This window comes from Xanthomonas translucens pv. undulosa (assembly GCF_017301775.1).
Lineage (GTDB): Bacteria > Pseudomonadota > Gammaproteobacteria > Xanthomonadales > Xanthomonadaceae > Xanthomonas_A > Xanthomonas_A translucens.
In genome coordinates this window covers 2709182-2722090 of sequence record NZ_CP063993.1, presented here as the reverse complement: position 1 = coordinate 2722090, position 12909 = coordinate 2709182, and the positions used below count along the sequence as shown (strand labels likewise).

The following is a 12909-nucleotide window of genomic DNA, read 5'->3' as shown; positions in this document are numbered from 1 at the left end:
CGGCGCGCATGCCGTTGCGCAACGCTGTCCAACGCTCGCCATGGCAACGCCCAGCGCGCGGTTTCTGCGGCCGGGTGACGATGCGGGTGGGGAATCACGCGTTGTCGCTTGCGCGCCTTCATGCGCCCTTGCCTCCGGCTTCACGCGCTGCGTTCGGCGCGGCGCGCACGGTGCAGCCTGGTTCCCGAAGCGCGAGGTACACATGCAGATGCACACTCCCAACCCCGGCCAGGATCCGCAGCAGCCACCGAACGCGGTGCCGGGACAGATCCCCAATCCCGGCGTGGACCCGACCCCGGACCGGCCGGTGGATCCGATCCCCAACCAGCCGATCGATCCGACCATCCCGCCGATCAGCGATCCGGTCGGCGACGTCGATGCTCCGGTGCCAGGGCGGCGTGGGCCGACGCAGTACGTGTAGCGTCCTGCCGCGAAAACCCCTGTAGGAGCGGCTTCAGTCGCCACGCGCGGCGCTGTCCAGCTGCCGGGCTTCAGAAGCGACCGTGGCAGAGACAGATGGACTGAGAAAAGGGCTGGGTAATGCGGCAGTTTCGGCAACCTGTCGCGGCTGAAGCCGCTCCTACAGTGCACTCAACGCGTCGGCAGCGAGACACCTGTAGGAGCGGCTTCAGCCGCGACAACGTCCGAAGCCGGAAGGCCCGCCGCTGCGCTCGTCGCGACGGAAGTCGCTCCCACAAGGACTCCACTGGCGCCGCGGAGCGGCAATGCCTCTTGTGGGAGGGACTACAGTCCCGACTGCATGCCCGTTCGGAACATTCACCACTGCGCTCGTCGCGGCTGAAGACAGTCGCTCCTACAGGAAGCACAGAACGCGCTGGCAGCGGCTAGCGAATGCGGAAGCCCATCGTCGCCTCCACCGCCTGTTGCCAGCCGGCATACAGTTCCTCGCGGCGTTCGGCCGGCATGCTCGGCTCGAAACGGCGGTCCACCGCCCACTGCTGCGCGATCTCGGCGCGATCCTTCCAGAAGCCCGTCGCCAGGCCGGCCAGATAGGCGGCCCCCAGCGCGGTGGTTTCCGCCACTTCCGGACGCAGCACCGGCACGTCGAGGATGTCGCTCTGGAACTGGGCCATGAAGTCGTTGCTGATCGCGCCGCCATCGGCGCGCAGTTCCTTCAGTTCGATGCCCGAATCGACCTGCATCGCGGTCAGCACGTCGCGGGTCTGGTAGGCCATCGATTCGATCGCGGCGCGGATGAAATGTTCCTTGGTGGTGCCGCGGGTCAGGCCGAACACCGCGCCGCGGATATCGCTGCGCCAGTAAGGCGCGCCCAGGCCGACGAAGGCCGGCACGAAGTACACGCCGTCGTTGTCGCCGGCGCGTTCGGCGTAGGACTGCGAGTCGCTGGCCTTGCCGAACATGCGCAGGCCGTCGCGCAGCCACTGCACCACCGAACCGGCGACGAAGATCGCCCCTTCCAGCGCGTATTCGACCTTGCCGTCCACGCCCCAGGCGATGGTGGTGAGCAGGCCGTTCTTGGATTCCACCGCCTTCTCGCCGGTGTTCATCAGCATGAAACAGCCGGTGCCGTAGGTGTTCTTGGCCATGCCCGGCTCGAAACAGGCCTGGCCGAACAGCGCCGCCTGCTGGTCGCCGGCGATGCCGGCGATCGGCACTTCGTGGCCGTAGAAATACTGGCCCTGGGTGGTACCGTAGATCTCGCTGGAGGACCGCACCTCGGGCAGCATCGAGGCCGGGATGTCGAGCATCTGCAGCAGCTCCTCGTCCCAGCGCAGCTCGTGGATGTTGTACAGCAGCGTGCGCGAGGCGTTGGTGTAGTCGGTAACGTGGACCTTGCCGGCGGTGAGGTTCCAGATCAGCCAGCTGTCGATGGTGCCGAACGCCAGTTCGCCGCGCTGCGCGCGTTCGCGCGCGCCCTCCACATGGTCGAGGATCCACTTGACCTTGGTGCCGGAGAAATACGCATCGATCAGCAGCCCGGTCTTGGCCCGCACCATGTCCTCGTGGCCGGCGGCCTTGAGCTGTTCGCAGATGTCCTTGGTCTGCCGCGACTGCCAGACGATGGCGTTGTAGATCGGTTGCCCGGTGGCGCGGTCCCACACCACCGTGGTCTCGCGCTGGTTGGTGATGCCGATGCCGGCGATCGCGCTCGCGTCCACCTGCTGGTTGTTCAGCAGCTCGGTGATCGTGGTGTAGACGCTGGTCATGATCTCGCGCGGGTTGTGTTCCACCCAGCCCGGTTGCGGGAAGATCTGCCCGAACTCGCGCTGCGCCATGCCGGCGATGTGGCCCTTGCGGTCGAACAGGATCGCGCGCGAACTGGTGGTGCCCTGGTCGATGGCCAGGATGAATTTCTTTTCCATCGGTGACTCCTGCGGGGTCGTGAGGCGCGCGCCGCGGCGGCGCCCGGAATGATTGGGGACGTGCCGGCGGTGCCGGCACCGGGTATCGCGCGCAGGCTCAGGCCCGGCGCGACGCCGCTGCTTCCTCGAGCGCCTTCACCCGCGCCGGCAGGAACGGATAGATCAGCAGTTGATAGGCGCCGCCGCCGATCACCCCGCCGATCAGCGGGCCGACGATCGGAATCCACCAGTAGCTGTTGGCCGACGGCAGCGCCGAGGAGCCCCAGCCGGCGAAGTAGGCGAACATGCGCGGCCCGAAATCGCGCGCCGGATTGATCGCCCAGGCTTCCAGGTAGCCCATCGAGGCGCCGATGGTCGCCACCAGCAGGCCGATGATCAGCGCACCGGAATTGGCGGTGGGCGCGGCCTCGTTATAGCGCTCGGTGATGGCGAAGATGCCGAAGATCAGGAACGCGGTCAGGATCGCCTGGTCGCGCAGCGCATGCATCGGGGTGATCGCCAGGCCCGGTGCGGTGAAGAACACGCCGGCCGCGCCGCCCGCTTCGCGGGTCAGCTGATGGGCCTGGTTGTAGTGGTCGATCACCGGCGCGAACAGCAGGTAGACGATGCCCGCACCGAGGAACCCGCCGACCACCTGCGCCACCCAGTACGGCAGCACCTTGTTCCAGGCGAACCCCCGAAACAGCGCCAACGCCAGGGTCACCGCCGGATTGGCATGGGTGCCGGAGACCGAGCCGGTGGCGTAGATGGCGATCGTCACCGCCAGGCCCCAGGCGATGCACACGCCCCAGTAAGCGTTCTGGTACGGACTGGGGTCGTACAGCACGTACATGCACGCCACCGAACAGCCGAAGGCGATGATGATCACCATCGCCACCGCCTCGGAAATCAGTTCGCCAAGCAGTTGCCGGTTCATGCGCGCTGCTCCTGCGTTGCGGTCGTCGTCTTGCCGGTCATCCCGGTCGTCGTCTTGTACATGCCTGCCACCCTCCACGGTCGTTCCCAGGTTCGCGCGCGGCGGCGGTTGCCGATGCGCGCGGCGATTGCGCACGCGCGGCCGGCGCCCACAACGGGGCAAGCCGGCCGCGGTGCTTGCCTCATGCGGGCGCGGCGGCCAGCGCGGCCGGCGCCTGCTGCAGATAGTCGATCAGGCGCTGGCGGCCGGCGGCGTCGATGCGCAAGCCGAGCTTGCTGCGGCGCCACAGCAGGTCGTCGGCCTGGGTCACCCATTCGTGCGCACGCAGGTAGTCCACTTCCGCCTGGTACAGGTCGGCGCCGAAGTGTTCGCCCAGGTGCTGCAGCGAGGCCGCGGCGCCCAGCAACTGCACCGCACGGGTGCCGTAGTTGCGCGCCAGCCGCGTCGCGGTCGCCTCGCTCAGCCACGGCCGCGCCGCACGCAGTTCCTGCGCCAGCACGCCGATGTCGCGGCGCTCGCCGCCGGGCAGCGGCGCACCGCGCGCGGTCCACGCCGACGCCTTGCGCCCAGCGTGCGCGACCAGCCGGTCCACCGCCTCCTCGGCCAGCTTGCGGTAGGTGGTGAGCTTGCCGCCGAACACGTTGAGCAGCGCCGCGCTGCCGTCCGTGTCCAGTTCCAGCAGGTAGTCGCGGGTGACCTCGGCGGCGTTGTCCTCCTCGTCGTCGAGCAGCGGGCGCACGCCGCTATAGCTCCACACCACGTCGTCGGGCGCGATCTGCTTGAGGAAGTAGCGGTTGGCCGCCTCGCACAGGTAGCGCGTCTCCTCGGCATCGATCTTCGGCGCGGACGGATCGGCGCGGTAGTCCACGTCGGTGGTGCCGATCAAGGTGAAGTCGTGCTCGTAGGGAATGGCAAACACGATGCGCCGGTCCGGCTGCTGGAAGATGTAGGCATGGTCGTGCTCGAACAGCCGCGGCACCACGATGTGGCTGCCCTTGACCAGGCGCAGCGCGTGGTCGTGGCCGACCTTGGCCACGTCGTCCAGGAACTGCACCGCCCACGGCCCGGCGGCATTGACTAGCGCACGCGCCTGCAGGTCCTGGCGGCGGCCGTCGGCATGCTCCAGCTGCACCTGCCAGACGCCGCCGACGCGGCGCGCGGCCACGCAGCGGGTGCGGGTCAGGATCCGCGCGCCGCGTTGCGCTGCATCCATCGCATTGAGCACCACCAGCCGCGCGTCCTGCACCCAGGCGTCGGAATAGACGAAGCCGGTGCGGAATTCCTCGCGCAACGGAGCGCCGACCGGATCCGAGCGCAGCGCCATGCGCCTGGACCCCGGCAGGGTGCGGCGGCCGCGGCCGAGATGGTCGTACAGGAACAGGCCGGTGCGGATCATCCACGCCGGGCGCAGGTGCGGCTGATGCGGCAGCAGGAAGCGCAGCGGCCAGATGATGTGCGGGGCCAGGCGCAGCAGCACTTCGCGCTCGGCCAGCGCCTTGCCGACCAGCGCGAACTCGTACTGCTCCAGGTAGCGCAGCCCGCCGTGGATCAGCTTGGTGCTGGCGCTGGAGGTATGCGAGGCGAGGTCGTCGCGCTCGCACAGGCATACCGACAGGCCACGGCCCACCGCATCGCGGGCGATGCCCACGCCGTTGATGCCACCACCGACCACCAGCACATCGTAGATCTCGCGCATTGCCTGACTCCGGAAGCGTCGTGTCCGCGGCGAAAAGCCGGGGGCGACGACGCGGGACGAAAAGATCGTAAACGAACATTTTCGAACATAGCACGCTGCAGTGCAGCGTCGCGTCAGCGCAAAGCCTCGCGGCTGGGGACGAGGACATAGGGCGACCGCTTCATTTCCGGCAGCCGAGCGGCCGCCGATAGCGACTTCCGGCAGAATTTAACGTCACAATAAAGAAATAATACGAACATAAACGCACACGAAATGCGGGGTTGCCATGTCCGCGGTCGGTCCCCGCGGTGACCCGGCATCCGCCGCACGCCGGCGGGCGGCGCGGCTCAGTCCAGATCGGCCTGATCGCCGGCCCCGCTTTCCGCCTCGGCCTCGCCCTCGGCGACGAACACGCGGGTCCCGGCCTCTTCCAGCACCACGGCCAGCTCCGGCGGCGGCGCGCGGTCGGTGAACCAGGCCTGGACCCGCGCGATCGGCCCGAGCCGGACCATGGCGTTGCGGCCGAGCTTGCTGTGGTCGGCGGCCAGGAACACCTGCCGCGAGTGCTCGATGATGGCCTGCGCCACCCGCACCTCATGGAAATCGAAATCCAGCAAGGTGCCGTCCGGGTCGATGCCGGAAATGCCGATCACGCCGAAATCCACCTTGAACTGGCGGATCAGCTCGATCGTGGCCTCGCCGGTGACGCCCTGGTCGCGGCCGCGCACGCGGCCGCCGGCGACCATCACCTCGAAGCTCGGATTGGCGCTCATCATCACCGCCACGTTGAGGTTGTTGGTGATCACCCGCAGCCCGCTATGCCCCATCAAGGCGCGCGCCACGTCCTCGTTGGTGGTGCCGATGTTGATGAACAGCGACGCGTCGTCGGGGATGTGCTGCGCCAGCAGCGTGGCGATGCGCCGCTTCTCCCGCGCCTGCAGCGCCTTGCGCGCGGTGTAGGCCAGGTTCTCCACGCTCGACGGCAGGCTGACCCCGCCGTGGTAGCGGCGCAGCACGCCGGCCTCGCACAGCAGCGTCAGGTCGCGGCGGATGGTCTGCGGGGTCACGTCGAAACGCGTGGCCAGCCCTTCCACTTCGGCATAGCCCTGTTGCCGCACCAGCGCGACCAGTTGCTCCTGGCGCGGATTGAGCGCAGGCACCGCGCTCGGTTTCGGGATCGTGTTGTCCATGCGCCGATGATGGCGCATGCGCGGGCCGATGCAAACGCCGGCGGCCGCGGCGATCGCAATCGCGCACATCGCATCGATGCAGCCGCGGCCGTCGTTGCGCCGCGCCACGCGCCTACCCGGCCATCGACGACACGGCCTAGACTACGCACCCCGCCGGACGCCACCGGCAGCACCGGACCGGCCATGATCAACAACGACGTACTGCGCTCCATCCGCTACATGCTCGACCTCAGCGACCAGATGATCGTGGACACGGTGCACCTCGCCGATCCGGCCTTCCCGATCGACAGGAGCGAGGTGCCGGCCTACCTGAAGAAGGAGGACGAGGATGGCTTCGTCGAATGCAGCGACCGGGTGTTGGCGCATTTCCTCGACGGGCTGGTGTTCCACTACCGCGGCCGCGACGACAGCCTGCCGGCGCGCCCGGTGGAAACCCGGATCACCAACAACGTGGTGCTGAAGAAGCTGCGCGTGGCGTTCCAGCTGAAGGACGTGGACATGCACCAGATCTTCGCCGAGGCCGGCTTCCCGGTGTCCAAGCCGGAGCTGTCGGCGCTGTTCCGCCAACCGGGGCACAAGAACTTCCGCCTGTGCGGCGACCAGCTGCTGCGCAACTTCCTCAAGGGGCTGACCCTGCGGCTGCGCGCGGCGGGGTGAGGCGGCGTGCCTGGTGCGCACACGGGGCCAGCTTGTTCCTGCAGGAGCGGCACGGGGTGGCCGTCTGGCCATCTACCCCGCAGCGGAAGCCGTGATCTTGCCCGGGCCTTGCGTCGCGGTTGAAACCGCTTCTACAGGATGCGCGATAGACGCAGGCGCTCAGCGGATCCGGTAGACCCGCGCCTTCGGCAGGTCTTCGTCCACCTGTAGGAACCAGCGTCCGGCGATGCCGGGCACCACCTTGATCGCCGGCGAAGCCAGTGCGGTGTGCAGGGTCATGCTGCCCTTGAGCACCTTCCACTGCTGGCCGTTGTCCAGCACGAACACAGTGCCCGGCGCCCAGCCGGCGACCTCGCCCTGCACGCGGGCGCTGATCGGGCCGTCGTCCAGGCCGATCAGCATGCCCTGCTCGGCCTGGGGGTCGCCCACTGCGGCGCCCGCGACCGCCGGCGTCGCGGCGGGCCGCGCCGGGGCCTGCGACGCCTCGCGCGTCTCGGCATCGCGCAGCAGGCGATTGAGCGTGGCCAGCTGGGCGGGGGTCAGTCCGACCTCGCGCAGCTGCTCGGCACTCAAGCGGCGCTCGATCTGCACATAGCCCGACTGCGCCAACGCCACCGGTGCCGCCAGGACACATGCCAGCGCCAGCACTAAGTCTTTCATCGTTGGATCCTGTCGCCTTGGCAGAGAAGAAAGGCCGCGCGGTCGCCAGGACCGGCTCCCCAGTTCGGCAAGTGTGGGTCAATCCGGTGACGGCGGGATGACATGCGCCAGACGTGAGCCGCCACGGCCTGGCCGCACCGGCTCGGCGCTGCCTGTCGGGCGAATCCGCGCTTGCGCTGGCATCGCCCGCCGCCGCGCCAGCGGCCGCCGCAGCGGTCTGCGGCGGCCTGGCTTGCTGGCCCGCGTACTTGCACCGCCACGCATTGACCTGTTCGCGCTGTTGCTGCGCTGTCTTCGCCAACCGGCCTGCAGATCGCTGCGCCTGCGCGCATACGCACGCGAATGGTGCCTCCTAGCCACGGCACGGCGCTGCAGACGTCCGGCAACCTGTGCGAAACCGCGCCCCCAGGCGTGCACGCCGCTTGACGCGATTCGGTCTACGATGCGTGGGGTTCGCCCCCATGGCGGGCGCCGCCCATTTCCTGCGCCGGCGGTGTCCCTTCCCGTTCCGTTTTGAGGTCCCCATGAAACTAGAGGTGCTGTTCGACCAGTTGCACACCCTGCCGACCATTCCCAAGGTGGCACAGGAACTGATCCTGCAATTCGACAATCCCACCACCAGCCTGGACAGCGTGGCGCGCAGCATCGAGCGCGACCCGGTGATCGCGGCCAAGGTGCTGCGCCTGGCCAACTCGACGCGGTTCCGCGGCGCACGCGACTCGACCAGCGTCGAGGACGCGGCGCTGCGCCTGGGCTTCAACACCTTGCGCACCCTGGTGCTGGCCTCGTCGATGACTGACGCGTTCCACGCGCCGGCGCATTTCGACCTGCGCGCGTTCTGGCTGCACAGCTTCGAGGTCGCCGGCATCTGCCGGCTGCTGGCCCGGCAGAAGTGCCTGGATCCGGAAACCGCGTTCACCTGCGGGATGATGCACAACATCGGCGAGCTGCTGATCCAGACCGGCGCGCCGGACTATGCGGCGCAGCTGCATCCGGGCGCATCCTCCAGCGGCCGCGCCGCCGACGAGACCGTGCAGTTGGGCTTCGGCTACCCGGAAGTGGGCGCCGAACTGGCGCGGCGCTGGCAGCTGCCGCAGGTGATCCAGACCGCGATCGCCTTCCAGGCAAGGCCGCTGCAGGCGCCGGACGGCCAGCCGATGCCGCGCGTGGTGGCGCAGGCGGCGCTGGTCGCCGATGCGCTGGAGCACCATGGCGGCGCCACCCCGGAAGCGCGGCAGGCGGTCGGCGGCCCGTTGCTGGACGACGTGGACCTGGACGCGCTGTTCGCCGCGCTGCCGGACGTGATCGAGGCCGACCGCGCCTTCACCGAGATGCTGCGCTAAGCGCTTCCAGCCGCACCTTCGGCAACGAAAGCGATCGGCCTCACTGTAGGAGCGGCTTCAGCCGCGACAGGGTCTATCCGTAGACGCGGTCGCGGCTGAAGCTCCTACATTTCTTGATGGCGTGCGCCCGCGGCATCGCCCACGCGATGTCGATGCCGACCTCGCCGTGCAACTGCACGCCGTAGTCGGCCAGGTGCGCCACGCAGCGACGATTTGCGCACGCGCCTGCCCCGTAGACAACCCGCAGGCCTGATCATGCGGGCAGCGTGCCGCCAGCCCGGACCGGTGGTATCTTCCGAGCCAACGCCCATCGGCGAGGAGCGGACGCATGCAGTCGAACAAGGACACCGATCATGCGGCGGGCGTTGGCCAGCGGCCGACGCGGCTGGCGCGCAGCACCGTGCTAGCGCTGGCCTTACTGGCCGGCAGCGCGAGCGCGCAGCAGGACGCGCTGCAAGTCGCGACCAGCACTACGTATGCGCTGGGAACACCGGAATGGCGCCAACTCCGCGATTGGCTGGTCCAGCATCCGGCGACGATGCAAGGAAAGCGCGTGGGCGATCCCGCCCAACTGGGCGCGGTGACGCTGGCCTACAGCGCGACCAGGCCGGCCACCACCCGCACGGTACCGCAGCCGCTGCCCTTGCCTGCGACCGGTGCGCCCGGCGACAGCATTGCCATCGCATCGTGCGCGCAGGGTTACCTGCAGTCGTGGCACTACGTGCCGGACGAAAGCCCGCAGCACCGCTGGGACCTGCAGTCCTACAGCCTGAAGCTGACCGCCGCGTGCCCGGGTGGCGCCGGCCAGGGCTGAGCTGCCGCCTGCGCGCAGAGGGCGGCCCGGGTGCGGATCAGCGCGTTTCCATCGGCCGTTCGCCCCCTGTAGGGGCGGTTTCAACCGCGACCGTCGGAGCAGCGGAACCGCCGCGTGCGTCGAAGTGTCCAGGCCGATCCCAAAGCGCCTCCCGCAACGCACCCAGCGGCAATGTCCTTGTGGGAGCGACTGCAGTCGCTCCCACAAATGGCGTCCTGCGGATCGGGATCGCCCTGGCCGGATCGATCGCGGGCCTGGCATGCAACGCATGCACGAGTGCGCCCATCGTGGTTCCAGTCCGGTCCCCCATCCGCGCATCGCCACCGCCCGCCATCTAAACGGCCCCGCGGGGCGAAGCGCATCCATCGCCGCAGCGTGCGTGGTCGGTCGGCCCGGCTTCGCGCGTTCGATAGAAGGACGCCACTGCGCCAGGCACGTCACGGCAAGCGCATGATCTATGGCGGCTTCGTGCCGGTGCTGGAATTGAAAACATAGGCGCGCGAACGGCCGGCAAGCGACGCGCGCTGCGCCAACGACGCAGCGCAGGGCCGCTCAGAACCGGTAGCTGAAGCTCAGCGTCGCAGTGCGTCCGGGGGCGTAATCCAGGTTGCTGTACGCGTCGAGCACGAAATACTTGCGGTCCAGCAGGTTGTTGGCGTTGAGCTGCAGCGCCGCCTGCGCATTGAACGCGTAGCGCGCCATCGCGCCGAGCAGGGTCACCGAGGCCTGGTCCACGCGCTGCGGGCCATTGGGGCCATCCACCGCGGCATGGCTGGCGGACTGCCAGTTGGCGCCGCCGCCCACGCTGAGCCGGTTCCAGGCGCCGGGCAGCCGGTAGGTGCTGAACACGCGCACCAGCGTGCGCGGCAGCGCGGTACGCAGGTCGGCGCCGTCCGGGCCTTCCAGTTCGAAATGCGACCAGCCGAACGACGCGCTCCAGTCTTCGCTCAGCTCGCCCGACGCGTCCAATTCGATGCCGCGCGAGCGCGTGCCGTCCACCGCCACGTAGGCCTGGGTCAGGCCGTCGGGCAGGGTCTTGCCGATGTCGGCCTCGGCCACGTGGTCCTGGCGGGTGTCGAACAGCACCAGCGCGGTGTTGAGGCGGCCGTCGAGATGGCGGCCCTTGAGGCCGATCTCGCGGCTGCTGCCGAGCACCGGATCGAGGAAGCTGCCGTCGCGGCGGCGGTTGTCCTGCGGGTCGAAGATCTCGGTATAGCTGACGAACGCCGAATACACCGGCGTGATCGCGTAGATCAGCCCGGCGTAGGGCACGGTCTTGCGGTGGTCGTGGCGGAACACGCCGCTGTACAGGTCGTCGGTGTCGTTCTTCCAGCGGCTGTAGCGGGCGCCCACGACCAGCGTCAACGGCTCGGCCAGCGACAGGCGCGCGGCGGCGTACGCGCCCTGCTGGTCGGTGCGCAGGTCGGTGACCTTGTCGGCCTCGGCCGCGAACTGCGGGTACGGATAGCGACCATCCCATTGCAGGAAATCGCCGATCGGCGCCAGCGCCTCGGTGGCGTTGAGCCACGCGCGCCTGGCGTACCGCGAACCGCTCAGGCCCAGCACCAGTTCGTGCGCGCGGCCCCAGGCCTGGAACGGGCCGGACGCATACACATCGAGCATGTTCTGGCGGCCGCGGTCGCGGCTGCGGTAGGCGGAGGGAACCAGCGTTTCGCCGGTGGCCCGGTTCGGGAAGCCATAGACGTAGAACAGCGCCATGTCGCCGTCGGTGGCGCGGTGGCTGGCCAGCGCCCGCAGCAGCCAGCCGTTGCCGAATGGGTGCTTGAGATCGGCGAAGGCGGTGGCGGTGGTGGTGTTCCAGTAGCTCCAGTCCGCGGCGCTGCTGAAGCCGCGCGGCCATTCCAGGAAGCTGCCGTCGTCGTAGAACACCGGGTAGCTACCCCAGGTCACGCCCTTGGGCCGGTTCTTCTGATAGTCGTAGCCCACGCTCAGCGTGGTGGCGGCGCCGAGATCGGCATCGACCACGCCGTACAGCACGGTCTTCTGCTTGCTGTAGCGGTCCAGGTAGGAATCGCCCTGCTCGTAGGCGCCGACCAGCTGCCGGCGCCGCTGAGCAGGCCGCTGGCCCCGCGCAGCACCTCGATGCGTTCGTAGATGGCCGTATCCAGGCTGGCATCGGCGGACCCGGCGTTGATCCCCGGCGCGACCGGCACGCCGTCGTAGGCCATGTTCTCGACCAGCAAGCCGCGCGCATAGAACAACACCCGCTCGGTATCGTAGGCGTTGGAGGACACCCCGGTGACGTTGTCGAGCACATCGCGCACCGAGGTCAGGTGCTGGTCCTCGATCCGCTGCGCGGTGACGATGCTGAGCGACTGCGGCGTCTGCTGCGGGGTCAGCGCCAGGCGCGTCGCCGCCGCGGTCTGTTCGACCGTATACCCGCGCGCGCGCTCGGCCTTGACGTTGATCGCATCCAGCGTGGTCGGATCGGCGGCGGCGTCAGGCTGTGCCGCGGCCGACAGCGCGATGCACAGGCCGGCGGACAGCGCGCTCAAACGCACGGCAGCGGCGCGAGGATGGAAAGCGGACATGGAAAACCCCCTGGATGCAGTGAGACACAGGCAGGCGGCCTGTGCGGATTCTCACGACTGGGGCTGGCGCTGGAACACGGCTTGCGCGTCGTCAAGTGGGCAACGTCTAGCCGAGCGCCGCCGCCGCGACGAGTGCACCGCGCGCGCTGCAAGCGCTGCCTGCCACCCACCGACGACGCCACAGGCGCAGCGTGTCCGCCGGTAGCGGACACGCTGCGCGCGACTGCTCAGGGAATCGTGCAGAAGCTGAGGTAGTGGTCGGCGGAATAGTAGCGCTTGTCGATGACCGACTTCTTGGCGCCGTCGGTAACCAGGTACACCAACCGATAGGTGCCGGCCGGGCCGCCGGGATCGCGCCGCGCCTTGCCCTCGTAGTAGGTCTGGCCGCGGCCGGCCTGGGGCAGGCGCCGCTCGCCGTTGCCGAAGACCTGCACATCGACGGCGCCGGCACCGCAGGCGACGATCGGATTGGGCATGGTGATGCAGGCGGACACATCGCGCATGGCTTCGCGCACATAGGTGGGCAGCGCGCCGCAGCCCGGCGGGGCTTTCTGTGCCTGCGCCTGCGCAGCCGACAGGGCGAAGACGGCAAGCAGCGCGACTCTGATCGAGGGATACATGGATGACTCCTTGAGGACGGATGGAGCGATTGCTGCCGATGTGCACCGCACACAGGCCGCGTCTGGGACTATGCGAAGCAACGCCTGCGCTGCCCATCCGGCAATACCTGATCTATCGCTGCCGCCGCCGCATGCGC

The 12909-nt window shown here is 69.0% G+C and carries 13 protein-coding genes; 4 read left to right on the top strand and 9 right to left on the bottom strand.

Features of this window, described 5'->3' with window-relative positions; all coding sequences use genetic code 11:
• The first annotated feature begins 202 nt into the window (after nucleotides 1-202).
• Nucleotides 203-421 carry a hypothetical protein gene (locus ISN38_RS11435; protein WP_003470484.1) on the top strand — a complete coding sequence of 73 codons (219 nt, stop codon included), beginning with the start codon at nucleotides 203-205 and terminating at the stop codon, nucleotides 419-421.
• A gap of 424 nt (nucleotides 422-845) precedes the next feature.
• Here the strand turns inward: ISN38_RS11435 and glpK are convergent, their stop codons facing one another.
• The 4 genes from glpK to ISN38_RS11415 all read right to left on the bottom strand — a co-directional run bounded on the left by glpK (nucleotide 846) and on the right by ISN38_RS11415 (nucleotide 6144).
• Entirely contained in the window at nucleotides 846-2345 is a 1500-nt protein-coding gene (glpK, locus tag ISN38_RS11430; protein ID WP_004426268.1) for a glycerol kinase GlpK, read from the bottom strand.
• 97 nt (nucleotides 2346-2442) lie between these two features.
• Nucleotides 2443-3261 (bottom strand): MIP/aquaporin family protein, encoded by an 819-nt coding sequence (locus tag ISN38_RS11425; protein ID WP_004426267.1) that lies wholly within the window; start codon nucleotides 3259-3261, stop codon nucleotides 2443-2445.
• 181 nt (nucleotides 3262-3442) lie between these two features.
• Nucleotides 3443-4957, bottom strand: a complete 1515-nt coding sequence (gene glpD / locus ISN38_RS11420) for a glycerol-3-phosphate dehydrogenase (RefSeq protein ID WP_004426264.1) — start codon at nucleotides 4955-4957, stop codon at nucleotides 3443-3445.
• A gap of 326 nt (nucleotides 4958-5283) precedes the next feature.
• Nucleotides 5284-6144 carry a DeoR/GlpR family DNA-binding transcription regulator gene (locus ISN38_RS11415; protein WP_425509983.1) on the bottom strand — a complete coding sequence of 287 codons (861 nt, stop codon included), beginning with the start codon at nucleotides 6142-6144 and terminating at the stop codon, nucleotides 5284-5286.
• 165 nt (nucleotides 6145-6309) lie between these two features.
• On the opposite strand from ISN38_RS11415, the gene ISN38_RS11410 reads away from it, so the two are divergent.
• Nucleotides 6310-6783 carry a YehS family protein gene (locus ISN38_RS11410; protein ID WP_004426259.1) on the top strand — a complete coding sequence of 158 codons (474 nt, stop codon included), beginning with the start codon at nucleotides 6310-6312 and terminating at the stop codon, nucleotides 6781-6783.
• Nucleotides 6784-6942: 159 nt separating this feature from the next.
• Here ISN38_RS11410 and ISN38_RS11405 read toward each other — a convergent pair whose 3' ends face one another.
• Nucleotides 6943-7443, bottom strand: a complete 501-nt coding sequence (locus ISN38_RS11405) for a hypothetical protein (RefSeq protein ID WP_058361525.1) — start codon at nucleotides 7441-7443, stop codon at nucleotides 6943-6945.
• 524 nt (nucleotides 7444-7967) lie between these two features.
• On the opposite strand from ISN38_RS11405, the gene ISN38_RS11400 reads away from it, so the two are divergent.
• Complete coding sequence (locus ISN38_RS11400; RefSeq protein ID WP_058359164.1) at nucleotides 7968-8786, top strand: HDOD domain-containing protein; 819 nt, start codon at nucleotides 7968-7970, stop codon at nucleotides 8784-8786.
• Between the two features lie 73 nt (nucleotides 8787-8859).
• Here ISN38_RS11400 and ISN38_RS20595 read toward each other — a convergent pair whose 3' ends face one another.
• On the bottom strand, nucleotides 8860-8988 hold the full coding sequence (locus tag ISN38_RS20595) for a hypothetical protein (protein WP_256045957.1): 129 nt from the start codon (nucleotides 8986-8988) through the stop codon (nucleotides 8860-8862).
• A gap of 126 nt (nucleotides 8989-9114) precedes the next feature.
• On the opposite strand from ISN38_RS20595, the gene ISN38_RS11395 reads away from it, so the two are divergent.
• Nucleotides 9115-9600: a hypothetical protein gene (locus ISN38_RS11395; RefSeq protein WP_058364740.1), complete on the top strand. Its 486-nt coding sequence runs from the start codon at nucleotides 9115-9117 to the stop codon at nucleotides 9598-9600.
• A gap of 552 nt (nucleotides 9601-10152) precedes the next feature.
• On the opposite strand, the gene ISN38_RS11390 is transcribed toward ISN38_RS11395, so the two are convergent.
• The 3 genes from ISN38_RS11390 to ISN38_RS11380 form a co-directional block, all read right to left on the bottom strand.
• A complete protein-coding gene (locus ISN38_RS11390) occupies nucleotides 10153-11598 on the bottom strand; it encodes a TonB-dependent siderophore receptor (protein ID WP_158273737.1) in 1446 nt (481 codons plus the stop codon).
• Nucleotides 11550-12152, bottom strand: coding sequence for a TonB-dependent receptor plug domain-containing protein (locus ISN38_RS11385; protein ID WP_230938351.1), 603 nt, complete (start codon nucleotides 12150-12152; stop codon nucleotides 11550-11552). The genes ISN38_RS11390 and ISN38_RS11385 overlap by 49 nt, the downstream gene beginning before the upstream one ends.
• 227 nt (nucleotides 12153-12379) lie before the next feature.
• On the bottom strand, nucleotides 12380-12772 hold the full coding sequence (locus ISN38_RS11380; RefSeq protein ID WP_004426254.1) for a ribonuclease domain-containing protein: 393 nt from the start codon (nucleotides 12770-12772) through the stop codon (nucleotides 12380-12382).
• Nucleotides 12773-12909: the final 137 nt, after the last annotated feature.

Excerpts from the sequence above, each read along its gene's own strand:
- ISN38_RS11405 (WP_058361525.1), bottom strand. The coding sequence starts at position 7,443 with ATGAAAGACTTAGTGCTGGCGCTGGCATGTGTCCTGGCGGCACCGGTG.
- ISN38_RS11385 (WP_230938351.1), bottom strand. The coding sequence starts at position 12,152 with ATGTCCGCTTTCCATCCTCGCGCCGCTGCCGTGCGTTTGAGCGCGCTG.
- ISN38_RS11380 (WP_004426254.1), bottom strand. The coding sequence starts at position 12,772 with ATGTATCCCTCGATCAGAGTCGCGCTGCTTGCCGTCTTCGCCCTGTCG.
- ISN38_RS11435 (WP_003470484.1), top strand. The coding sequence starts at position 203 with ATGCAGATGCACACTCCCAACCCCGGCCAGGATCCGCAGCAGCCACCG.
- glpD (WP_004426264.1), bottom strand. The coding sequence starts at position 4,957 with ATGCGCGAGATCTACGATGTGCTGGTGGTCGGTGGTGGCATCAACGGC.
- ISN38_RS11415 (WP_425509983.1), bottom strand. The coding sequence starts at position 6,144 with ATGCGCCATCATCGGCGCATGGACAACACGATCCCGAAACCGAGCGCG.
- ISN38_RS11400 (WP_058359164.1), top strand. The coding sequence starts at position 7,968 with ATGAAACTAGAGGTGCTGTTCGACCAGTTGCACACCCTGCCGACCATT.
- ISN38_RS11410 (WP_004426259.1), top strand. The coding sequence starts at position 6,310 with ATGATCAACAACGACGTACTGCGCTCCATCCGCTACATGCTCGACCTC.
- ISN38_RS11425 (WP_004426267.1), bottom strand. The coding sequence starts at position 3,261 with ATGAACCGGCAACTGCTTGGCGAACTGATTTCCGAGGCGGTGGCGATG.
- glpK (WP_004426268.1), bottom strand. The coding sequence starts at position 2,345 with ATGGAAAAGAAATTCATCCTGGCCATCGACCAGGGCACCACCAGTTCG.
- ISN38_RS11395 (WP_058364740.1), top strand. The coding sequence starts at position 9,115 with ATGCAGTCGAACAAGGACACCGATCATGCGGCGGGCGTTGGCCAGCGG.